The organism is Ruegeria sp. H7 (assembly GCF_056532945.1).
The window spans coordinates 705,847-728,665 of sequence record NZ_JBQFNZ010000002.1; the positions used below are offsets into that span (position 1 = coordinate 705,847).

Genomic DNA, 22,819 nt, shown 5'->3' on the forward strand with positions numbered 1-22,819 from the left:
ACCAAGCCCAATTCGGGACTCTCTGACGAATGAAACGGAGCGCGACATGACACTCAAACTGGCAATCAACGGCTTTGGACGGATCGGGCGCGGAGTGCTACGGGCGGTCATGGAATCGGGCCGCACGGATGTTCAGATCGTGGCGATCAACGATCTGGCGAAACCCGAAATGAACGCGCATCTGTTCGAGTTTGACAGCGTGCATGGCCGCTACCCCAACACAGTTACCCTGAGCGACGCAGGTCTTGACGTCGGCGCGGGCCCCATCCGATTGACCAGTGAACGCGATCCCGAAGCGCTGGATTGGTCGGACGTCGATGTCGTGCTGGAATGCACCGGCGTCTTCCGGACGCGCGAAGCCGCTGAGCGTCATCTGAAGAACGGATCGAAGAAAGTGCTGATCTCGGCCCCCGCGCGTGGCGATGGTGGGGTCAAGACCGTGGTCTTTGGTGTCAACGACAGCGAACTGACCGCAGACGACATCATCGTCTCGAACGCATCCTGTACCACTAACTGCTTGTCGCCGGTCGCTGCGGCGCTGGATGCGGGGCTTGGCATTGTGCATGGCAACATGACCACCGTTCACGCCTACACGGCCAGCCAGCCGGTGCATGATACGGCAGGCAAGGACCCCTACCTGTCGCGCGCTGCCGCCTTGTCGATGATCCCGACAACCACCGGCGCGGCTGCTGCGGTCGGGCTTGTGCTGCCGCAACTAGCGGGAAAGCTGACCGGTCAGGCGATCCGGGTCCCTACCCCCAACGTCTCGGTTGTCGATCTGGTGGCCGAGGTGTCGCGCCCGACGACCGAGGATGAGGTCAACGCGCTGTTCGTCGATGCTGCTGCGAAAATTCCCGGCGTACTGGCTGCGGAAAACCGGCCCTTGATCTCGGTCGATTTCAATCATGATTCCCACAGCTCGACCGTGTCGCTGGCCGAAACCAAGGTCACCGACGGCACCCTTGTGCGGGTGCTGGCGTGGTATGACAATGAATGGGGTTTCTCGAACCGGATGCTGGACACAGCCGCCGCGATGGGTGCCCTAGCCTAAGCGGTCGCGCAAGGCCGCGTGGACGCTGGGTGTGACGAATTTCGACACATCCCCGTTTAGCCGCGCGATTTCTTTGACCAGTTTCGAGGCGATGGCCTGATGCCGCGCCTCGGCCATCAGGAACACGGTCTCGATTGAATCGTCGAGGGCACGGTTCATGCCGACCATCTGGAATTCATACTCAAAGTCGGCCACAGCCCGCAGACCGCGCACGATGATCTGGGCGCCCACATCGCGGGCGCAATCGATCAGCAGATTTTCAAAGGGATGAGCAACGATCTCGGTGCCGGTCTGTTCGGTCAGATGCGCGCATTCCGCCTCGATCATGGCGACACGTTCTTCCAGTGAGAACAACGGCCCCTTGTCGCGGTTGATCGCAACGCCGATCACCAGCTTGTCCACCAGCGCAGAGGCCCGACGGATGATATCAATATGACCCAGTGTAATCGGGTCAAAGGTTCCCGGATACAATCCAACCCGCATCAGGATCTCCTGCGCAACATTATTTCTGCGCTAGCAAACATAACTTTGACGCAGGTGCAAGGGGTGGAAACGCCCCTGACCAAGTCAATGGCCCATGATCATGCCCTGAAGGGCGTCCTTTTCCATCGCCAGTTCTGCCAGTTGCGCCTTGACGACATCGCCAAGGGTAACAATGCCGACCAGCTTGCCCTCTTCAACGACCGGCATATGGCGAAAGCGCCCTTCGGTCATGCGTGACATGATGTCTTGAACCGTCGCCTGCCGTGTGGTCGTGACCAGATCTTCGGTCATGTACGAGCTTACCGGCTGATTCAGGCACCCGCTGCCGCTGGCCGCCAGTTCGCGGACGATATCGCGTTCGGACAGGATGCCCACCGCCGTCTGCCCGCCGTCTTCGGATACGACAACGGTCCCGATCCGTTTCTCCGCCAGGATTTTTGACGCCTCAGAGACCGTCGCTGAAGGTTGAACCGTGACCACGCCTTCTGCGGCCTTGGACTTCAGAATGGCCTGAACGAGCATTAAGAACACCTCCGGAATAATAAACTTATTCCAAAGCGTTGCGCGATTAGGACAACCTGTCAAGCTTCGGCGGCGGCTTCCAGCCGCGTCACTTCTTCACGGATGCCCTGCGTCAGCGCCTCGGCAAAGCGGTTCAGGCGTTCATTGCGCTGATCGCCCTGATGCCGGACCAGATAGAAACTGCGGGTCAAATGTACTTGGTCCGTCAGGATTTTCCTCAGGTTCGGATGGAACGGCAGGGTAAAATCATGCGCGACACAGACCCCGGTGCCCAACGACACCTGCCGCAACTGAACCGAGACCGAATTCGATGCAAGCGCGACACGGTCAACGCCGATGTCATTCAGATAATCCAGTTCCCGGTCAAAAATCATGTCCGGGATATACCCGATCAGACGGTGCCCTTTCAGATCGCCAACCTTGCGGATCGGATCATGACGATCCAGATAATCCTGCGCGGCGACCATGTGCAGGCGATAGTCGCTGATTTTCTTGACCAGCAATTTTCCCGCCGTCGGAGCACTTACGGTAACGGCCATATCGGCCTCGCGCCGGGACAGGTTGATGATCCGGGGCAAGGCGAGGATCTGAATGTCCAGATCCGGGTTGGCATCGCTGATCTTGGCGCAGACTTGCGGCAACAGATAGTTGGCCGACCCATCCGGCGCCCCGATCCGGATCTGACCGCTAAGCGATTTGGTCGAGCCAACCACCGCACCGGCGGCGGCACGCATCGCCTCTTCGGCTTGCAGACCGTGATCCAGCAAGCGTTGACCTGCCCGCGTCAGGATGTACCCCTGCTGCGATTTGGTAAATAACGGCGCGTCCAAAGTGGCCTCGAGCCGGGCAATGCGCCGACCGACCGTGGCCGGATCGATTTTCAGGATACGACCCGCTGAAGACAGGCTTTCCTCGCGCGCGACGGCCAGGAAAACCCTCATATCGTCCCAATTTGGGTCCATGCTTTGCCTTCCGTGCTTTTCCCAGCGCGTATTTTTCGAACATTTCCTCTGTTCGGGTGATTTTTGCAAGCCTATCCTGCGCCCAAACGTTCGGAGGAGATATCAATGCAAGACCTGACCCATTTCCTGAATGGCGCGCAAGTGGCCGGCACGTCAGGCCGGTTTGACGACGTCTTCAACCCTGCAACGGGCGAAGTGCAATACAAATGCCCGATGGCCAGCGCCGCTGAAACGACGGCCGCCATTGAACAGGCCGCGATTGCCCAACCCGCATGGGGCGCGACCAACCCGCAAAAGCGCGCGCGCGTGATGATGGCGATGGTGCATCTGATGAACCGCGACATGGACAAGCTGGCCGAGGCGCTCAGCCGCGAGCACGGCAAAACCATTCCTGATGCCAAGGGTGATCTGCAGCGTGGATTGGAAGTGATCGAATACTGCATCGGCGCGCCGCAAATGCTGAAAGGAGAGTTCACCGACAGCGCAGGCCCCGGCATCGACATGTATTCGATGCGTCAGCCGCTGGGCGTTGTGGGGTCGATCATGCCCTTCAACTTTCCCGCCATGATGCCCTTGTGGCACGTCGGTCCGGCACTGGCCTGCGGGAATACCGTGGTTCTGAAGCCGTCTGAACGTGACCCCTCGGTCCCCTTGATGCTGGCGGAACTGTTCGTCGAGGCCGGTCTGCCGAAAGGCGTCTTCCAGGTCGTCAATGGCGACAAGGAGGCGGTCGACACCATCCTTGATAGCGAGATCATTCAAGGTGTGTCATTTGTGGGCTCGACCCCGATCGCGCAGTATATCTATTCCCGCGCCACCGCGAACGGGAAACGCGCACAGTGCTTTGGCGGCGCCAAGAACCATATGATCGTGATGCCCGATGCGGATCTGGATCAGGCTGCCGACGCCTTGGTCGGTGCAGGATTTGGCGCGGCGGGTGAACGGTGCATGGCCGTTTCGGTTGCGGTTCCCGTGGGTCAGGATACCGCCGACGCGTTGATCGAAAAGCTGGTGCCGCGCGTCGAAAAGCTGAAGGTCGGCCCCTACACCGCAGGCGATGACGTTGACATGGGTCCGGTCGTGACCGCCGCGTCAAAGGAACGTATTCTCGGCCTGATCAACTCAGGTGTGGAACAGGGCGCAAAGCTGGTCGTGGACAACCGCGATTTCAGCCTTCAGGGGTATGAGGACGGCTTCTTTGTCGGGCCGCACCTGTTCGACCATGTGACACCCGATATGGACATCTACAAACAAGAGATCTTTGGCCCCGTCCTGTCGACCGTGCGCGCAGAGTCGTATGAAGAGGCGTTAAAGCTGGCGATGGACCACGAATATGGCAATGGCACCGCGATCTTCACCCGCGACGGGGACACAGCGCGTGACTTTGCCAACCGGGTCAACATCGGCATGATCGGCATCAACGTTCCCATCCCGGTGCCGCTGGCCTACCACACCTTTGGCGGCTGGAAGAAATCCATGTTCGGGGACCTGAACCAGCACGGACCGGACAGCTTCAAGTTCTACACGCGCACCAAGACCGTGACGGCCCGCTGGCCGTCGGGCATCAAGGAAGGTGGCGAGTTCAATTTCAAAGCCATGGACTGATCTGAGCCATGACACCCTCAAGCCCGGCCCATTTGGCCGGGTTTTTTGTGGCAAAGACTCGCCAATGCCCCAGAAAACCCGCACCTTCACGATAAATTCAGGTTTCACAGGCTGGAAATTCGCATCCTGCACAAATAATTTACTCTCAAATTTTTTGATCGAGCAGTTCAAAAATATCGGAGGCCGTTTTGTCCAATTCCCGTATGACCCGCCGCTCGGCCCTTTTGGGGGTCGCGTCCGTTCTGGCAACGCCCGCGCTTGTACGCGCGCAAAGCACGGATGCCTTCCCGCAGACCGAAGACGCGATCAGCACGCAGTTGCCGGTGCGCCGCAATGTATCCTCGTTCTCTCAGCAGAACTGGCAGGATCACTTTGACGAGCTTGGCTCGGGCTGCCTGCTGGCCGACATCACCAGCCGTGCCGTACATTACTGGGGTCCTGACGGGACCTATAAGCTGTACCCAAGTTCTGTACCGATGAGCGAAGAACTGACCAAGCGCGGTTACACCAAAGTTGTGCGCAAGGCCGAAAATCCAAGTTGGACACCGACCGCGTCGATGCGGGAACGCGATCCTTCGCTGCCTGTCCGGATGGATGGCGGCGATCCGGGCAACCCGTTGGGCACCCGCGCCATGTATCTGGACTGGCCCGCCTATCTGGTGCACGGCACCCATGATACGCGCAAAATCGGTCGTCAGAGCTCATCCGGTTGCATCGGATTGTATAACCAGCATGTGGAAGAGCTGTATCCGCTGGTCCAGATCGGCACGCAGGTGCGTCTGGTCTGATCTGATCTGATCATCAGTTACACAAAAGCCCCGGCCATCAGGACCGGGGCTTTTGTTTTCTGCGGTCGTGGCGCTTATTCCGGCAGGATCACCGCGTCGACCACATGGATCACACCATTGCTGGCCTCGATATCGGCCTGAACAACTTCGGCACCGTTGACCTTCACGCCGTTGCGCGCATTCACGCTCAGACGGTCGCCCTGCACGGTCAGAACCTTCGCGCGCTTGCCAGCGATATCGCCCGACATCACCTTGGCCGGAACCACGTGATAGGTCAGAATCTCAACCAGCTGATCCTTGTTCTCGGGCAGCAAGAGGCTTTCGACAGTCCCCTCGGGCAATGCTGCAAACGCCTCATCCGTCGGCGCAAACACGGTGAACGGGCCATTGCCCTTCAGCGTATCGACCAGACCGGCCGCCTGAACGGCTGCGACCAGGGTGGTGAACGATCCGGCAGATACTGCGGTATCGACAATGTCAGCAGCCTGGGCCTTCAGCGGCATGGCAAATGCGAGTGCGGCGGCAGCGCCCATAAACGTGCGACGAAACATGGCTGTCTTCTCCTCTCCAGCTTGTTATGGAAAGGGGTACGGGCCTTTTGTCACACCGGATCACTTTGAGATCACTGTTCCTTGATCTGAACCCAGATACTCTGGGCGCGACCCTCTTTCAAAAAGGGCAAGGCTTCGACGGCATCCGGACGCTCCTGTTGCAGGTAGTATCCCGGCCAAAGCATTGAAAACGCGCCAGATTGCAGCAAAGCGTGCAACATGTACTGTTCCCCCCAGCCGGGGCAGTCATAGAAGAACCGCTTGGGATATTCATAGGGCAAAAAAACATCATGCACGTGGATGACAACACCCGGTTTCAGGCTGGGAATGATGCGGCAGAACAGGTGCGCGACATCGTTCGACATCCGAACAACATGGCTGGAATCGATGAACAGGACATCGCCGGCCTCCAATTGGTCGAACAGCGCGGGGTCCACATCTTCCAGCCGTTTCTGTTCGAACCCGTCCACCACATGCGCAATATCCGCCCGGGGATACGGGTCGATGGCCGTGATCTTGGTTTCCAACCCACCATCGATGATCGCCTGACGTGTGACGCGGGTCGAATTTCCGCAGCCGACCTCGATAACCTGTCTTGGCTGAAACCTTCGGATCATCAGGTACAGCGCATCCGCGTCAGGGCTGTCATAGTAGCCATTGCCGAGGCGATAACCGGTCTGATTGCGCGTGGGGTCTTTCAGAGCGGCCAAGGCGTCGCGGTGTTCCGCAAACTCCTGTTTCAGCGGCTCGATATCGAACCCCTCCATCCCCGGTGACAGAGTGTATGCCGGTTTGGTCAGCCCCCCTGCCCGCTCGAACGCTTCAAGCCGTGCGCGTTCGTCCTGTTCGGCGGCCTTGTCGATCAGTTTCACCCCCAACTCATCAAGCGCTTCGTTGATCTTCGGGAATTTTCTGAGTTTCACGCGCGTCGCTCCGGTTCGGTGGCTTTCTGCATTTCCATACCTTTCCGGCAGGGGCCTTCGCAAGCGGCAGAACGGCAAACCCTTGGCAAAACGCCGATTTCCGTATTCACTGAGATCGTAAAACAAAGGGAGGTCCGTGTATGCAGCAGGATTTCACGCTGGGCATTGAAGAAGAATATCTGCTGGTTGACCGCGACAGCCTGCAACTGACCGAAGCCCCCGCCGCCCTGATGGAAGCCTGCCAGGCCGATTTCGAAGGTCAGGTCAGCCCCGAATTCCTGCAATGCCAGATCGAGGTCGGAACGCGCCCTCATACCACGATCAAAGGCGCGCGTGAGGATCTGAAGCGGCTGCGATCTTGTGTGTCGAAACACGCCGCCGCATATAACCTCAGCCCGATTGCGGTATCCTGCCACCCGTTCGCCAATTGGAAGGATCAGCACCACACCCGGAAGGAACGCTACGATGCCCTGCAACATGCCTTGGGCGGTGTTGCGCGACGAATGCTGATCTGCGGAATGCACGTTCATGTGGGGGTCGAGGACCCGGCGCTGCGGGCTGACCTGATGCCCCAGCTCTGCTACTTTCTGCCTCACCTTCTGGCGCTGTCCACATCCTCGCCCTTCTGGAACGGAGAGGATACGGGCCTGTCCTCCTACCGGCTGACTGTCTTCGACAACCTGCCGCGCACAGGGCTGCCACCTGACTATAACAGCTGGTCCGAATACGAGCGTACCACCGGCGTTCTGGTCGAACTGGGTGTGATCGAGGATACCTCAAAAATCTGGTGGGACCTGCGCCCGTCGCACCGGTTCCCGACGCTTGAAACCCGCATCATGGATGTGCAGCCCCGGTTGGAACATACCCTGTCGCTGGCGGCACTGGTGCAGGCCCTGACCCGGATGCTGTGCCGCCTGAAGGCGCGAAATCTGCGGTGGCGACAGTATGATCGGTTCCTGATCAGTGAAAACCGGTGGCGCGCTCAGCGCTATGGTGTTGGCGAAGGGCTGATCGATTTCGGGGATCGCTCGATCAAACCGATGGCCGAGTTGATGGGCGAACTGATGGGCATGCTGGCCGAAGATGCCGAGGCGCTGGGCACCATGACCGAACTCGCGCGATTGCGGCAGATTGCCGAAAACGGGACCTCGGCCACACGCCAACGGCGCGCACATGCCGAAGCTGTCGCCAAAGGCGAGGACCCCGGTCAGGCGGTCGTTCGCCATTTGATCGAAGAGTTTCACGCCGATCTGTGACCCTGCGGCGCGTAGTCGCCGCGCAGCCCGCGAACGATTGCTGATCTTGCAAAATTTCTGTAACGATTGCGAAATAAACAAGCGTTCAATTCTTTACCTGCGGGAGGGTACGCCATGGATTTCGGGCTGACCGAGGAACAGACAGCCATCTTCGATATGGCATATGCGTTTGGGCAGGAAAACATCGCCCCATTCGCGCGCCAATGGGAAAGCGACGGCACCATTCCAAAGGACTTGTGGCCCAAGATCGGGGAACTTGGATTCGGTGCGCTATACGTGTCCGAGGACAGCGGCGGGTCGGGCCTGACCCGGTTGGACGCGACACTGGTTTTCGAGGCCTTGTCGATGGCCTGCCCCTCGGTCGCGGCGTTTCTGTCGATCCACAACATGTGCGCCAAGATGCTGGACAGCTTCGCCAGCGACGACCTTAAATCCCAAGTTATGCCAAGCGTGCTGAGCCTGAACACAGTGCTCAGCTACTGTCTGACCGAACCGGGCTCAGGCTCGGACGCGGCCGCGCTGAAAACCCGCGCCGAACGCACTAATGAAGGGTACACGCTGAACGGGTCAAAGGCCTTTATTTCCGGCGGAGGATATTCGGACGCCTATGTCTGCATGGTGCGTACCGGTCAGGACGGCCCCAAAGGTATTTCGACCGTCTATGTCGAAGACGGAACACCCGGCCTCAGCTTTGGTGCGCTGGAACAAAAGATGGGCTGGAAAAGCCAACCCACCGCGCAGGTCCAGTTCGACGACTGCAAAATTCCAGCCGGCAATCTGGTCGGCGTTGAAGGCGACGGGTTCAAATACGCCATGAAGGGTCTGGATGGCGGGCGTCTGAACATCGCCTCTTGTTCCTTGGGCGCGGCACAGGCCGGGCTGGACATGACCCTGCAATACATGTCCGAACGCAAAGCCTTTGGCCAATCCATCGACCAGTTCCAGGCCCTGCAATTCCGCCTGGCGGATATGGAGATCGAACTGCAGGCCGCCCGCACTTTTCTGCGCCAAGCGGCCTGGAAACTGGATCAAGGCGCTCCGGATGCGACCAAATTCTGCGCCATGGCCAAGAAATTCGTGACCGAGACCGGATCGAAGGTGGTCGATCAGTGCCTGCAATTGCACGGCGGCTACGGCTATCTGGCCGATTACGGCATCGAAAAGCTTGTGCGCGATCTGCGGGTGCATCAGATATTGGAAGGCACGAACGAGATCATGCGCGTGATCGTCGCGCGCCAGATGATTGCACAAGGCTAAAGGTTACATGTCCGACATCGACATCCGCACAACCGGCCGCGCCGGGCGCATCACCCTGACCCGACCCAAGGCGCTGAATGCGCTGACCTACGATATGTGCATGGCCATCGACGCAGCCCTGCGCAACTGGCGCGAGGATGATGCGGTCGATCTGATCATCTTCGACGCGGAAGGCGACAAGGCCTTTTGCGCCGGAGGGGACATTGCCGAACTTTACCAGACCGGAGTCGAGGGCGACTTCGCCTATGGTCAGACATTCTGGCGCGACGAATACCGGCTGAACGCCCTGATCTTTGAATACCCCAAACCTGTCATCAGCTTCCTGCAAGGCTTCACCATGGGCGGCGGCGTCGGAATCGGTTGCCACGGCAGCCACCGGGTTGTTGGCGAAACCTCTCAGATTGCAATGCCCGAATGCTCCATCGGGCTGGTTCCCGATGTCGGCGGCACGCTGATGTTGGCGCTGGCCCCCGGTCGATTGGGAGAGTTTCTGGGCACCACCGGGCACCGCATGGGCCCCGCTGATGCGATCCTTGCCGGGTTCGCCGATCATTTCATCCCGCAGGATCAGTGGGCTGATCTGATCGACATGCTGGAGGCGTCCGGCAACGCCGATCTGATTGGCGAACAAGCCGCCACGCCGCCCAACGGTGAACTTGCCGGTCTGCAACCCGAAATTGACCGCACCTTCGATGGTGAGACACTCGGCGATATTCTAACCAACCTGCGGAGCAGTGGTTCCGAATTCGCGGTGAAGGCGCTGGCCAAGCTGGAACGGAACGCGCCGCTGTCGGCGGCCTGCACGGTGGAAATGCTGCACCGCCTGCGCGGGGCCACGCTAACCATGCGTCGGGCGCTGGAAATGGAATACCGTTTCACCTTCCGCGCCATGCAACATGGTGATTTTCTGGAAGGCATCCGGGCGCAAATCATCGACAAAGATCGCAATCCCCGCTGGCAATATGCGGATATGACCGTGCCAGCTGTGGCGGTGTCGAAGATGTTGCAGCCGCTGGGCAAGGACGCCCTGACATTCGAGGAGGAGTAAGACATGCAAATCGGGTTCATCGGGCTGGGCAATATGGGCGCGCCCATGGCGGCCAATCTGGCCAAAGCCGGTCACACGGTGCGCGGTTTTGATACCGCAGGGGTCAGCGTGGACGGTGTCACCAATGTTGAGACAGCTGCCGAGGCCGTCGCGGACGCGGACGCCGTTATCACAATGCTGCCGAACGGAGCCATCCTGCGCGCCGTCGCCGATCAGATCATTCCACATATGCAATCCGGTGCCGCTCTGATCGACTGCTCAACCGTCGATGTCGACAGCGCCCGCGCTGTTGCCAATCAAGCCGGTGCCGCAGGCCTGCTCTCGGTCGACGCACCTGTTTCGGGCGGGATCGGCGGGGCCTCGGCAGGTACGCTGACCTTCATGGCCGGTGGATCCGAAGACGCCTTTGCCAAAGCTGCCCCCCTGTTCGAGATCATGGGGCAAAAGGCCGTGCACTGCGGCGAAGCCGGGGCCGGTCAAGCGGCCAAGATCTGCAACAACATGATCCTCGGCGTCACCATGATCGCTACTTGCGAAGCCTTTGCATTGGCTGACAAGCTGGGGCTGGACCGTCAAAAAATGTTCGACGTCGTCAGCACGTCCTCCGGCTATAGCTGGACCATGAACGCCTATTGCCCCGCCCCCGGCGTTGGCCCAACCAGCCCTGCGGATAACGGCTACCAACCCGGTTTTGCCGCCGAGCTGATGCTGAAAGACCTGCGCCTCAGCCAGCAAGCCGCCGAAAGCGCCGATGCGGACACTCCGATGGGGCAAGCCGCAACGGCGTTGTATGAACAATTCGTCGAAGGTGAAGACGGGAATGGTATGGATTTCAGTGCCATGCTGCCTCGATTCGAGAAACGCGGTCGCGGCTGATCTAACTTTCGTCTTGGGATAAGATACAAAGCCGATCTGCGTATTCGGACAAATCAAACCCAAACGGCATCCGCGTTTGCAGCGCGCGCGCGGATGCCGAAACACTGTCCGGATCGGCACACGCCTCTTTGCATCCGAACAGAACATGCGTGCCCTCGACTTCAACCATGCAGGCATCTGCAAAAACCGCCTGAAAGTCCGCTTTCTGCTCAGACAGCCGAGGGTCGCTGTCCACGAGATTCATGCAGACCACGCCCCGGGGCCTTAGCTTGCTTGCGCACATTTCAAAGAACGCGGGCGTGGACAAGGACTGCGGCACACGCCCGTCCGCCGCGAAGCAATCCAGATAGATGTGGTCGAATTGCGCGTCCAACTGTTCGGCCAAATGCAAGCTGCCGTCGGCGCAGGAAATCCGCAGGCGCGGACCGTCTTTCAGACCGAAATACCGGTATGACAGGTCAAGAACTTCCCGATCAATCTCCGAGCCGGTGATCATGACATCATCGAGCAGCGCATGAAGAACCGTGGGCACCCGCCCACCGCCACCGCCCATGACATAGACGCGCTCGGGCCGAGGCACGAAAGCAAGGCACAACAGCATCGCCTGCGTATAACCACCGGTCAGAGTCAGCGGGTTTGTCAGATCAATGCGCGACATGACTCCGCTGAGCGCGTCGTTGGTCAGAGGAACTCCGCTGGGGCAAAACACCAGAAACAGCTCGCTCCCGCTCTTTGCAACGACCACCTGACCGATTTGGCCCTGCCGATGCTCGACCAAACCATCCGGCAGATCCTGCAAATGCCTCAGCCGCTGTGCAATTGAGCCGGGTAAGGATGCCGAGATGAACACGGTCGGATCTGGATCGGCCATGCGACCTCCGTTCGCGTTGGACGCACCGACACCGCCGATTTGCCAGGCGCCGTCCCCAATAGACGTATTCCTGGCAGTATGCGTGAGCGGGCTACTCGGCGGCAACCGCCTTTGCATCAAGCATCTGTTTCAGATACCGCCCGGTGTGGCTGCGCTCGACCTCGGCCACCTCTTCCGGGGTGCCGGTCGCGACAATCTCACCACCACCGTCACCGCCTTCGGGGCCGATATCGATGATATGGTCGGCGGTTTTCACCACGTCCAGATTGTGTTCGATTACAACAACCGTATTTCCCTGATCGACCAATTCATGCAGCACTTCCAACAGCTTGCGCACATCTTCGAAATGCAGACCCGTGGTCGGTTCATCCAGAATATACAAGGTGCGCCCGGTGGAACGTTTGCTGAGCTCTTTCGACAGCTTAACCCGCTGCGCCTCGCCCCCTGACAGGGTCGTGGCCTGTTGACCGACCTTGATATAGCCCAGCCCCACACGCGCCAGCGCATCCATCTTGTCGCGGATCGACGGCACGGCTTTGAAGAACTCCTGCGCGTCCTCCACCGTCATGTCCAGCACGTCGGCGATGGATTTGCCCTTGAACTTGATCTCCAGCGTCTCGCGGTTGTAGCGCGCACCCTTGCAGGTCTCGCAGGTCACGTAAACGTCGGGAAGGAAGTGCATCTCGATCTTGATGACACCGTCACCCTGACACGCCTCGCAACGGCCACCTTTGACGTTGAAGCTGAACCGCCCGGGCTTGTACCCGCGCGCCTTTGCCTCGGGCAGGCCAGCGAACCAGTCGCGGATCGGGGTGAAGGCCCCCGTGTAAGTCGCTGGATTCGAACGCGGAGTCCGCCCGATGGGCCGTTGGTCAATGTCGATAACCTTGTCCAGAAATTCCAGCCCCTTGATGGTCTCACATGGCGCGGGTGTCTGACGCGCGCCATTCAGACGCATCGAGGCGGTTTTGAACAGCGTCTCGATGGTCAGCGTGGATTTGCCGCCCCCGGACACGCCGGTCACGCAGACGAATTTACCCAGTGGAAAATCGGCGGTGACGTTCTTCAGGTTGTTTCCCGTCGCTTTGACAACCGAAACCTTCTTTTTGTTACCTTTGCGCCGTTCGGTCGGCACCGAAATCTCTCGCGTGCCGGCCAGATATTGACCCGTGATCGAAGCGGCGTCAGCCGTGATTTCCGCTGGCGTTCCTTTACTGACCACCTGCCCGCCATGCACACCCGCGCCGGGGCCAATGTCGAACACATAGTCCGCCTCGCGAATGGCTTCTTCGTCATGTTCTACGACGATGACCGTGTTCCCCTGATCCCGCAGGTTCTTCAGTGTACCCAGCAGTCGGTCATTGTCGCGCTGGTGCAGGCCGATGGATGGCTCGTCCAGTACATACAGAACACCCGTCAGGCCCGAGCCGATCTGGCTGGCCAAGCGGATACGCTGGCTTTCCCCTCCGGACAGTGTGCCACTTGAACGTGACAGCGTAAGGTATTCCAAACCAACGTTATTCAGGAATCCAAGGCGTTCGCGGATTTCCTTGAGGATGGCGCGCGCGATCTCGTTCTTCTGCACGCTCAGATGGTTCGGCGCATCCTTAACCCAAGCCAGCGCCTCGCGGATCGACATCTCGACCACCTGACCCACATGCAGGCCCGCGATCTTTACCGCCAACGCCTCGGGGCGCAGGCGGTAGCCTTCGCAGGTGCCGCAGGGGCGGTTGTTTTGATACCGTTCGAATTCCTCGCGAATCCACGCGCTGTCGGTCTCGCGATAGCGGCGTTCCATGTTCGGTATCACGCCCTCAAAACTGCGCGTGACCTGATAGACCCGCCCGCCTTCGTCATAGCGGAACTGGATTTCCTCATCGCCCGAGCCGCGCAGGAAGACCTGCTGCACCTTGGCGGGCAAATCCTTCCACGGCGTGTTCTTGTCGAACTCATAATGCCGCGCGATGGCCTCGATGGTTTGCAGGAAATACGGGGACTTCCCTTTGCGCCATGGGGCCAAGGCACCATCGTACAGCTTCAATGTCTGATCCGGCACGACGAGGCGTTCGTCAAAGAACAGCTCGACCCCCAAACCGTCACAATCCGGGCATGCCCCGAAAGGGGCGTTGAACGAGAACAGGCGTGGTTCAATTTCGGGAATGGTGAAGCCGCTGACCGGGCAAGCAAAATTCTCACTGAACGTAATGCGTTCCGGGTCACCTTCGCGCGGGGCGGTTTCCAGAATCGCGATCCCATCCGCCAAATCCAAGGCCGTGCGCAGGCTGTCGGCCAGCCGGGTTTCCATCCCTTCGCGCACAACCAGACGGTCGACCACAACGTCGATGTCGTGACGGAATTTCTTGTCCAGCGTCGGAGGCTCATCCAACTCGTAGAATTCGCCGTCAACTTTCACACGTTGAAAGCCCTGTTTGCGCAGTTCCAGAAACTCTTTCTTATATTCACCCTTCCGGTCGCGCACGATAGGGGCCAGCAGGTAGCCGCGCGTCCCCTCCTCCATCATCATGATCCGATCGACCATGTCCTGCACCTGCTGCGCTTCGATCGGCAAACCGGTCGCAGGGCTGTAAGGCGTTCCTGCGCGCGCAAAGAGCAAACGCATATAGTCGTAGATCTCAGTCACAGTACCCACGGTGGAACGTGGGTTTTTCGACGTCGTTTTTTGTTCGATGGAAATCGCCGGGGACAGACCGCTGATATGGTCCACATCAGGCTTTTCCATCATGTCCAGGAACTGACGCGCATAGGCCGACAGGCTTTCGACATAGCGGCGCTGACCTTCGGCATAGATCGTGTCAAACGCCAGCGAGGATTTGCCCGAGCCGGACAGACCGGTGATCACCACCAGCTGATCCCGTGGAATATCGACGTCGATCCCTTTCAGGTTATGCTCGCGCGCGCCGCGCACTTCGATGTTCTTCAGCTCAGCCATTCAGGCCCCCAACCAGACAAGTGTCCTAGAAATAGGCGAGCGGCGCTGAGTCTCCAACAGAAAAGTTAGAACAAAGTGTGAACGAACCAATTATTGCCGACACCTACTGACAAGGCGCGACGCAGTTGGGCCTTGCAGGGCAATCGCTGATGGTCTGAGGTGTAAACTAAAGGAGAAAATGGCGCGGTTGACGGGGCTCGAACCCGCGACCCCCGGCGTGACAGGCCGGTACTCTAACCAACTGAGCTACAACCGCGCATCTATTTTCATGGCCTTTATCCTGGACCAAGGATTGCAGCGATGGCGCGGTTGACGGGGCTCGAACCCGCGACCCCCGGCGTGACAGGCCGGTACTCTAACCAACTGAGCTACAACCGCCCGCTGCACGTTCGCTCTGAACGTTGGGGTGTATTATGGCCCCGCCCCGGCATCGTCAAGCGGCGTTTTGAAGTTTTTTCCGAATTCCAGAATTTTACGCATGCCGCTGTCCGGGCGGCGGCGTCAGTTTTCTGGATACGGTCAAATGGCACGCGGTTGTCCGTGGATTTCCGCACAGAAACAGCATGCTTCACCCTCAATGTGACACCCCGGCAACAGCACCAGTTAATTCAAGTGAATCAATACACCGCAAAGCAGAATCAACCTAATGCTGCGCGCGCAAAAAGGGCCACATTCCGGGGCCCGGCCAACAAAAAAAGATCGGAGCATAATCTTGAAAAAACTCTTTATCTACAGCGCCCTGTCAGCAACCCTGTCGACCGGCGCGGCGCAGGCTGTCGAACTTACAGGCGGTTATCTTGATCTGGGGTATTCAACCTTCACCGACACCGATTTTGGTGACGTCTACAACCTGAACGGAGCTGCTGAACTGGCCTTCACCCGCGCGTTCAGCGCCCAGTTGGATCTGGGCGGCTATCGTTTTCAGGACCTCGGCGAAACCGCAACGAACTGGACACTGCATGCCAACTTGCACACCAGCGGCAACGCGTCGTTTGGTGCGTTCTACGGTCAGGAAAAGTTGGAAGATGCTGATTTCGACTTTTTCGGAATCGAGGGTGGCTTCGACGCAGGCCCGGCAGAGATCGAAGGTTATATCGGTCGCCAGGAACTGAGCAACGTCTCTGGTCTGGACGGAACAATTTTCGGAGTTTCGGCCACAACCGAACTGAGTGACCGCTGGGACTTCACCGCAAGCTGGGACATTGTCGACAACTTTGTGGGTGCGTTGGATTACAACCTTTTTGCAATCGGCGCCACCTATGCCGCCGCTGACAACGCCGAAGTTTATGGCAATATCGGCGTCGCACACATCTCATCTCCGCTGGTTTCCGGCAGCTCGAACGAGGCCTATGTGGGCGTCGGCGTTCGTGTAAACTTTGGCAACGATCGCGGCACGACATTTGGCCGTCGCGGTGTTCTGGCCAAACTGCCTGGCCTGCCCGGTCTGTAAAACACCAGGGCCCCGGTTTTCCGGGGCCTTTCGTTCTGCGCACGTTAGCCGGGAAAAACTGATCTTCCCGCCCTTGCAGAGCACCAAGACCTGCGGTAAGAGGCCGCCCTATGGGTGATTAGCTCAGTGGTAGAGCGCTTCGTTCACATCGAAGATGTCAGGAGTTCAAATCTCTTATCACCCACCATTCCCCTTTCCAATCGTGTGACTCCGCTTAGCTTGCCACCGGGCGTTGTAACTGCGTATCCTTTTCACAATCGCTGAATTAACGGCGCGTGAACAAGAGGATACGCATGGCCAAACTCAAGCGGGATATTGGCCTTGTGGGTCTGACCTTCATTTCCGTCGGCGGAATCATCGGGTCAGGATGGCTGTTCGGGCCGTTGCTGGCGGTGCAACACGCGGGTCCTGCTGCGATCCTGTCATGGATCATTGGTGCAGTGGCAATGTTCATCCTTGCTATTACATTCGCCGAAATCTCGGCCATGCTACCGATCCCCGGCGGCATCGCCCGCGTACCGCAGTTCTCGCACGGCAACATCGTGTCGATGGCGATGGGCTGGACGGCCTGGATCGGCTACAACACCACGGCCCCGATCGAAGTCGAGGCAATGTTGAAATACCTGGCCCCCTACGCCCCGTGGCTCCACACTGCAGCGACCGGAGATCTGACCGGCGCGGGTATTGCAGTGGCCCTGTTCTTCATGCTGCTGTTCGTCGCCATCAACGCGCTGGGCGTCAAGTTCTTCACCCAGGTCAACGCCGCGCTGACATGGGCCAAGATTGCAATTCCGATTGTGCTGTCGGTGCTTCTGATTGCCAGCCGGTTTGACACGCAGAACTTCTCGCACCCCGACGGATTCGCGCCTTACGGTCTGCAAGGCATCATGGCCGCTGTATCGACCGGAGGGGTGATCTTTTCGTTCATCGGTTTCCGCCACGTGGTCGACATGGCCGGAGAGGTTCGGAACCCGAAATTCGACATTCCCGCCGCTCTGATCCTGTCGATCATCCTGTGCGCAGCGATCTACCTGGGCCTGCAAGTCGCGTTCATCGGTGCGCTTGACGCCGACATGCTGAAAAACGGGTGGAACAGCCTAAACTTTGGCGGCGAAGGCCCGCTGGATGCGGTCATCATGTCCGTTGGGATGGTCTGGTTTCTCAGCCTGCTGAATGTGGGATCGGTCATTGGCCCCTTCGGCAACGGGCTTGTGGCCACCGGGTCGAATGCCCGGATTGCACTCGCCCTGTCGAAGAACGGGTTCCTGCCGCAACGCTTGACGATTCTGTCTACGTTTGGCGTGCCGCTTTGGGCGCTGGCCTTGAACTTTGTAATCGGCATTGTGTTTCTGCTGACGGTGCCCTTTACCACAGTCATCGCCCTGAACGGGGCCGCAATTGTCTTGTCCTTTGCGGTGGGGCCAATCGCCGTTGTCTGCCTGCGCCGCTTGATGCCCGACCACCCCAGATCCATCCGCATCCCCGCCGTCAAACTGGTGGCCGTCACCGCCTTCGCCGTTGCAACTCTGGTCGTCTATTGGAGCGGCTGGGACACCGTATGGCGGCTGGGCATCGCGCTGATGGCAGGGATGGTCCTGCTTTTAGTCCGGTTCTGGGGTCGGCTGGATGAGATGGACGTGACCGAGGCGCTGTGGCTGGTGCCCTATCTGGCGGGCATCGGCCTGATCTCATACCTCGGTCAGTTCGGTGACAGCGCGCTGAAGCAAATTCCGTTCGGGTGGGACATTGTACTCTGCACCCTGTTCTCGGCGGTAGTTTTCGCCCTCGCCGTTCGGTCCGCCCTACGGGATGAAAAGTTTCAACAATACATCGCGGAAGAAGAGATACTGGACCCCAAAAAACCGATTATTGGGTTCTGAAACGAAAAAAGGCGGGGTCCGGCCCCGCCTTTTCAATCTTTTCCGCACGCTTAATGCGCCGTCGCTGATGGGCCTGCGTTTTCCGCAGCCTTTGTCGCAGCGGCAGCAGCTTCCTCGGCGGCCTCGTCCCATTCGATGGGCTCTGGCTCGCGCACCAGTGCTTGTTTCAATACTTCCGAGACATGTTTGACGGGAATGATTTCCAGCCCTTCTTTCACATTGTCCGGAATCTCGGCCAGATCCTTTTCGTTTTCTTCCGGGATCAGAACCGTCTTGATGCCACCGCGCAGCGCCGCCAGCAGTTTCTCTTTCAAACCACCGATGGGCATCGCATTGCCGCGCAACGAAACCTCGCCCGTCATGGCAATGTCCTTGCGCACTGGAATGCCGGTCAGGACCGAGACAATCGAGGTCACCATCGCCAGACCCGCCGAGGGGCCGTCCTTGGGCGTTGCCCCATCCGGCACGTGGACGTGAATGTCCAGCTTGTCGAACTGCGGCGGCTTCACCCCGATCTTCGGTGAGATCGACCGCACATAGGACGAGGCCGCGTCGATGGATTCCTTCATCACATCGCCCAGCTTACCGGTGGTCTTCATCCGACCCTTGCCGGGCAGTTTCAGCGCCTCGATATGCAGCAGATCACCGCCCACGGACGTCCAGGCCAGACCGGTCACGACGCCGATCTGGTCGTCCTGCTCGGCCAGGCCATAGCGGAACTTCGGCACACCCAAGAAATCATCCAGATTGTCCGGCGTCACCGTCACGGTTTCCGCCTCTTTCTTGATGATCTTGGTCAGCGATTTCCGCGCAACCTTGGCGATTTCACGTTCAAGGTTCCGCACGCCCGCCTCGCGGGTATAGGTGCGGATGATCTTTTGCAGCGCCTCATCGGTCAGTTCGAACTCTTTGGCTTTCAGACCGTGGTTCTTGACCTGCTTGCTGATCAAGTGCTGCTTGGCGATCTCACTCTTTTCCTCTTCGGTGTAACCGGCCAGCGGGATGATTTCCATCCGATCCAGCAGAGGCCCCGGCATGTTGTAGCTGTTCGAGGTTGTCAGGAACATCACGTTGGACAGGTCATATTCGACCTCAAGGTAGTGGTCCATGAACGTGCTGTTCTGTTCCGGATCCAGCACTTCCAGCATCGCCGAGGCCGGGTCGCCACGGAAGTCCTGCCCCATCTTGTCGATTTCATCGAGCAGGATAAGCGGGTTCGTGGTTTTCGCCTTTTTCAGCGCCTGAATGATCTTGCCGGGCATTGAGCCGATATAGGTGCGACGGTGGCCCCTGATCTCGGATTCGTCGCGCACACCACCCAGCGAGATGCGGATAAACTCGCGCCCCGTGGCTTTTGCAACCGATTTACCCAGCGAGGTTTTACCCACACCGGGAGGGCCAACAAGGCACAGGATCGGGCCTTTCAGCTTTTTCGAACGCTGCTGAACCGCCAGATATTCGACGATCCGCTCTTTGACTTTCTCAAGCCCATAGTGATCAGCGTCCAGAATGTCCTGCGCGCGGCCCAAGTCCTTTTTGACGCGGGATTTGGTGCCCCACGGCAGCGACAGAATCCAGTCCAAATAGTTGCGCACGACGGTGGCTTCGGCCGACATCGGGCTCATGTTGCGAAGCTTTTTCAGCTCGCCTTCAGCCTTTTCGCGGGCCTCTTTCGACAGCTTGGTTTCGTTGATCTTGGCTTCCAGCTCGGCGACTTCGTTCGAACCGTCCTCACCATCGCCGAGTTCCTTCTGAATGGCCTTCATCTGCTCATTCAGGTAGTACTCGCGCTGCGTCTTCTCCATCTGGGATTTGACGCGGGTCTTGATCTTTTTCTCGACCTGCAGAACCGACATTTCGCCCTGCATCAGGCCATAGACCTTCTCAAGCCGTTCGCTGACGCTGAGCGTCTCAAGCAGTTCCTGCTTTTGCTCAACCTCAATACCCAGATGACCCGACACCAGATCGGCCAGCTTGGCAGGCTCGGTGGTTTCACCAACGGCGGTCAGAGCCTCTTCGGGGATGTTCTTGCGCACTTTTGCGTAGCGCTCGAACTCATCCGCTACAGTGCGCAGCAGCGCCTGTGTGGTGGTCACATCGCCCGGGATTTCGGTCAGATACTCGGCACGCGCCTCGAAAAACTGATCGTTTTCAAGGAATTCCGTGATCTGCACACGCGCCTGTCCTTCGACCAACACCTTGACGGTGCCGTCGGGCAGTTTCAGCAGTTGCAGAACGTTGGCCAGAACACCAGCCTGATAGATGCCGTCCACTTCCGGATCATCGACACCGGGGTCGATCTGGCTGGACAACAGAATTTGCTTATCATCCTGCATCACCTCTTCCAGCGCGCGGACCGATTTGTCTCGGCCCACGAACAGCGGCACGATCATATGCGGGAAAACCACAATGTCGCGCAGCGGCAGGACGGGGTATGAGGAATTCAGAGGCTCTTGCATGCTCTATCCTTATCGTTGGCAAGACGGCTCTGGTCCCTGCTTGAGGCAACGCTTGGCCGTCTCCTGTCTTGGATGGTTAAAGGTGGGGCTGTCACCGCCCTATTTCAACCTCACCATCATGTCTCTGGCGCAGCATGACCCGAGGTTTTCCGGACTGCAAGGCGTCCCGGAAACATATCCACCGAAATTAACGCACCCTGCGTGAGAAATACGCAGGCAAAAAAGATCAGAACACGCGCTGCACGGCGCGGGACAGGAAAAACCCGTGGCCGTCCTGATTGCGACACTCCAGACCTTTCCGCGAGGAGCTACAGGTAAACCCACCAAACTGGCCCGTGACACCATATTCCGCACGGTTAAACCCGCCGCGGTTTCGATTCAGCGGCTGGCACAGCATTTCCACGGGGCCGGTATTGAACATCAGGAAATCATGGCCCCAGTCGGATTGGCAGTCGGAAGGCCGAGGTAACGCGGGCTGGCCGGACTTTTCGATTATCGTGCACTGGATATCAGAAGACTCAGCGCCTTCGCCCACCGAACACTGAATATTTTCGGAAGGGGTTTCAAAGGTCCAGACATCTGAAATGACAGGTGTCGCGCAGAAAATTGCTGCGCCGAGAAAAAGGCGAAACATAAAAACTCTCCGGGTCACGAACTAAAAATAACATTGCTTAAAGTGTCCTCAGACTACCTGAAAACCACGCAATTGTCACCCGAACGGGACGGCTATAGCGGCTCGATATCGCCCTGCGCGCGCGTTGCATGGAAATCGGCCTGCCACGCATCGAAGCTTCCGGCCGAGATGGCATCCCGCATGCCCTGCATGATCTCCTGGAAATAATGCAGGTTGTGCCAGGTCAACAACATGCCCGAGATCATCTCGTTCGACCGGAACACATGATGCAGATAGGCGCGCGAATAATTCGAACAGGCCGGGCACGAGCATTCCTGATCCAGTGGGCGCGGGTCGTCCGCATGCCGCGCGTTTTTGATGTTCACCACGCCACGACGGGTGAAAACCTGTCCGGTACGGCCAGAGCGCGACGGTAGGACGCAATCCATCATGTCCACACCGCGCGCCACCGCGCCGACGATGTCATCCGGCTTGCCCACGCCCATCAGATAGCGTGGCTTGTCGGTGGGCAGGAAATCGGGGGCATAGTCGAGGCAGTCAAACATCGCCTCCTGCCCTTCACCCACGGCCAGACCGCCAATGGCGTAACCTTCGAAACCGATGGCTTTCAACGCCTCGGCGCTTTCTTCCCGCAGATCCTGTTCCAAACCGCCCTGCATGATCCCAAACAGCGCGTGACCCGGACGATCCCCGAACGCATCGCGCGACCGCTCGGCCCACCGCATCGACAGGCGCATCGACTCGGCAATCCGCTCCCGGTCGGCGGGCAGCGAGGGGCATTCGTCGAAACACATCACAATGTCCGAGCCCAGCAGGCGCTGGATTTCCATCGAGCGTTCCGGCGTGAGTTCGTTCTTGGACCCATCCACATGAGATTTGAAGGTCACGCCCTTCTCGGTCAGCTTGCGCAGCCCGGCCAGCGACATGACCTGAAACCCGCCCGAATCCGTCAGAATGGGCCGCTCCCAATTCATGAATTTGTGCAGGCCCCCCAGACGGTCAATCCGCTCGGCCGTGGGACGCAGCATCAGGTGATAGGTGTTGCCCAGCAGAATATCCGCCCCGGTTGCACGCACGCTTTCCGGCATCATCGCCTTGACGGTCGCCGCGGTGCCGACCGGCATGAAGGCCGGCGTGCGCACCTCGCCCCTTGGCGTGTTGATCACGCCGGTACGGGCCTTGCCATCGGTGGCTGTCAGCTCAAAAGAAAACTGCTGGGTCATATCATCGTCTCTGATCGCGGAACCGGGCAG

Annotated in this window: 19 protein-coding genes and 3 tRNA genes; 10 read left to right on the forward strand and 12 right to left on the reverse strand. The window is 58.9% G+C overall.

From position 1 onward, the window contains the following. Positions 1-46: 46 nt before the first annotated feature. Positions 47-1,051 carry a type I glyceraldehyde-3-phosphate dehydrogenase gene (gene gap, locus ACR0AC_RS08560; protein WP_170450904.1) on the forward strand — a complete coding sequence of 335 codons (1,005 nt, stop codon included), beginning with the start codon at positions 47-49 and terminating at the stop codon, positions 1,049-1,051. Here the strand turns inward: gap and coaD are convergent. From coaD to ACR0AC_RS08575, 3 genes are all read right to left on the reverse strand, one after another. After that, positions 1,043-1,534 (reverse strand): pantetheine-phosphate adenylyltransferase, encoded by a 492-nt coding sequence (gene coaD / locus ACR0AC_RS08565; RefSeq protein ID WP_170450906.1) that lies wholly within the window; start codon positions 1,532-1,534, stop codon positions 1,043-1,045. The two genes, gap and coaD, sit on opposite strands and share 9 nt — an antisense overlap. Before the next feature lie 84 nt (positions 1,535-1,618). Further along, positions 1,619-2,056 (reverse strand): CBS domain-containing protein, encoded by a 438-nt coding sequence (locus ACR0AC_RS08570; RefSeq protein ID WP_170450908.1) that lies wholly within the window; start codon positions 2,054-2,056, stop codon positions 1,619-1,621. A gap of 59 nt (positions 2,057-2,115) precedes the next feature. After that, the gene (locus ACR0AC_RS08575; protein WP_170621753.1) at positions 2,116-3,018 is read right to left on the reverse strand and encodes a LysR family transcriptional regulator; all 903 of its coding nucleotides are present in this window, start codon (positions 3,016-3,018) and stop codon (positions 2,116-2,118) included. A 105-nt stretch (positions 3,019-3,123) separates the two neighbouring features. Here ACR0AC_RS08575 and ACR0AC_RS08580 point away from each other — a divergent pair, with 105 nt between their 5' ends. Further along, the gene (locus ACR0AC_RS08580; RefSeq protein ID WP_480872798.1) at positions 3,124-4,623 is read left to right on the forward strand and encodes a CoA-acylating methylmalonate-semialdehyde dehydrogenase; all 1,500 of its coding nucleotides are present in this window, start codon (positions 3,124-3,126) and stop codon (positions 4,621-4,623) included. Positions 4,624-4,826: 203 nt separating this feature from the next. After that, positions 4,827-5,411, forward strand: a complete 585-nt coding sequence (locus ACR0AC_RS08585; RefSeq protein ID WP_170453041.1) for a L,D-transpeptidase — start codon at positions 4,827-4,829, stop codon at positions 5,409-5,411. 74 nt (positions 5,412-5,485) lie between these two features. On the opposite strand, the gene ACR0AC_RS08590 is transcribed toward ACR0AC_RS08585, so the two are convergent. Together ACR0AC_RS08590 and ACR0AC_RS08595 are read right to left on the reverse strand one after the other, a co-directional pair. Further along, positions 5,486-5,962: a fasciclin domain-containing protein gene (locus tag ACR0AC_RS08590; RefSeq protein ID WP_170450914.1), complete on the reverse strand. Its 477-nt coding sequence runs from the start codon at positions 5,960-5,962 to the stop codon at positions 5,486-5,488. A gap of 71 nt (positions 5,963-6,033) precedes the next feature. Further along, positions 6,034-6,885, reverse strand: a complete 852-nt coding sequence (locus ACR0AC_RS08595; protein WP_480872800.1) for a class I SAM-dependent methyltransferase — start codon at positions 6,883-6,885, stop codon at positions 6,034-6,036. Positions 6,886-7,025: 140 nt separating this feature from the next. On the opposite strand from ACR0AC_RS08595, the gene ACR0AC_RS08600 reads away from it, so the two are divergent. From ACR0AC_RS08600 to mmsB, 4 genes are all read left to right on the forward strand, one after another. Beyond that, positions 7,026-8,141, forward strand: a complete 1,116-nt coding sequence (locus ACR0AC_RS08600; protein WP_170734676.1) for a carboxylate-amine ligase — start codon at positions 7,026-7,028, stop codon at positions 8,139-8,141. Between the two features lie 114 nt (positions 8,142-8,255). Continuing rightward, positions 8,256-9,398: an acyl-CoA dehydrogenase family protein gene (locus ACR0AC_RS08605; RefSeq protein ID WP_480872802.1), complete on the forward strand. Its 1,143-nt coding sequence runs from the start codon at positions 8,256-8,258 to the stop codon at positions 9,396-9,398. A gap of 7 nt (positions 9,399-9,405) precedes the next feature. Then, positions 9,406-10,446, forward strand: coding sequence for an enoyl-CoA hydratase/isomerase family protein (locus ACR0AC_RS08610; RefSeq protein WP_480872804.1), 1,041 nt, complete (start codon positions 9,406-9,408; stop codon positions 10,444-10,446). Positions 10,447-10,449: 3 nt separating this feature from the next. Then, positions 10,450-11,322, forward strand: coding sequence for a 3-hydroxyisobutyrate dehydrogenase (gene mmsB, locus ACR0AC_RS08615; protein ID WP_480872806.1), 873 nt, complete (start codon positions 10,450-10,452; stop codon positions 11,320-11,322). Between the two features lies 1 nt (position 11,323). Here mmsB and ACR0AC_RS08620 read toward each other — a convergent pair whose 3' ends face one another. The 4 genes from ACR0AC_RS08620 to ACR0AC_RS08635 all read right to left on the reverse strand — a co-directional run bounded on the left by ACR0AC_RS08620 (position 11,324) and on the right by ACR0AC_RS08635 (position 15,521). Beyond that, positions 11,324-12,193: a fused MFS/spermidine synthase gene (locus ACR0AC_RS08620; RefSeq protein ID WP_480872808.1), complete on the reverse strand. Its 870-nt coding sequence runs from the start codon at positions 12,191-12,193 to the stop codon at positions 11,324-11,326. A gap of 91 nt (positions 12,194-12,284) precedes the next feature. Next, positions 12,285-15,143 carry an excinuclease ABC subunit UvrA gene (gene uvrA / locus ACR0AC_RS08625; RefSeq protein ID WP_480872811.1) on the reverse strand — a complete coding sequence of 953 codons (2,859 nt, stop codon included), beginning with the start codon at positions 15,141-15,143 and terminating at the stop codon, positions 12,285-12,287. A 179-nt stretch (positions 15,144-15,322) separates the two neighbouring features. Then, positions 15,323-15,399 (reverse strand) — tRNA-Asp (locus tag ACR0AC_RS08630). Positions 15,400-15,444: 45 nt separating this feature from the next. Continuing rightward, positions 15,445-15,521 (reverse strand) — tRNA-Asp (locus ACR0AC_RS08635). Positions 15,522-15,855: 334 nt separating this feature from the next. Here ACR0AC_RS08635 and ACR0AC_RS08640 point away from each other — a divergent pair. The 3 genes from ACR0AC_RS08640 to ACR0AC_RS08650 all read left to right on the forward strand — a co-directional run bounded on the left by ACR0AC_RS08640 (position 15,856) and on the right by ACR0AC_RS08650 (position 18,473). Continuing rightward, positions 15,856-16,593, forward strand: coding sequence for a porin (locus ACR0AC_RS08640; protein ID WP_170630117.1), 738 nt, complete (start codon positions 15,856-15,858; stop codon positions 16,591-16,593). A gap of 112 nt (positions 16,594-16,705) precedes the next feature. Beyond that, a tRNA-Val gene (locus tag ACR0AC_RS08645) sits at positions 16,706-16,780 on the forward strand. Between the two features lie 106 nt (positions 16,781-16,886). After that, positions 16,887-18,473 carry an APC family permease gene (locus tag ACR0AC_RS08650; protein WP_480872812.1) on the forward strand — a complete coding sequence of 529 codons (1,587 nt, stop codon included), beginning with the start codon at positions 16,887-16,889 and terminating at the stop codon, positions 18,471-18,473. A 50-nt stretch (positions 18,474-18,523) separates the two neighbouring features. On the opposite strand, the gene lon is transcribed toward ACR0AC_RS08650, so the two are convergent. From lon to tgt, 3 genes are all read right to left on the reverse strand, one after another. Continuing rightward, positions 18,524-20,932: an endopeptidase La gene (lon, locus tag ACR0AC_RS08655; protein ID WP_480625966.1), complete on the reverse strand. Its 2,409-nt coding sequence runs from the start codon at positions 20,930-20,932 to the stop codon at positions 18,524-18,526. Positions 20,933-21,158: 226 nt separating this feature from the next. After that, positions 21,159-21,566: a DUF6636 domain-containing protein gene (locus ACR0AC_RS08660; protein ID WP_170450936.1), complete on the reverse strand. Its 408-nt coding sequence runs from the start codon at positions 21,564-21,566 to the stop codon at positions 21,159-21,161. Between the two features lie 92 nt (positions 21,567-21,658). Then, entirely contained in the window at positions 21,659-22,789 is a 1,131-nt protein-coding gene (tgt, locus tag ACR0AC_RS08665; protein ID WP_480872814.1) for a tRNA guanosine(34) transglycosylase Tgt, read from the reverse strand. Between the last annotated feature and the right edge of the window lie 30 nt (positions 22,790-22,819).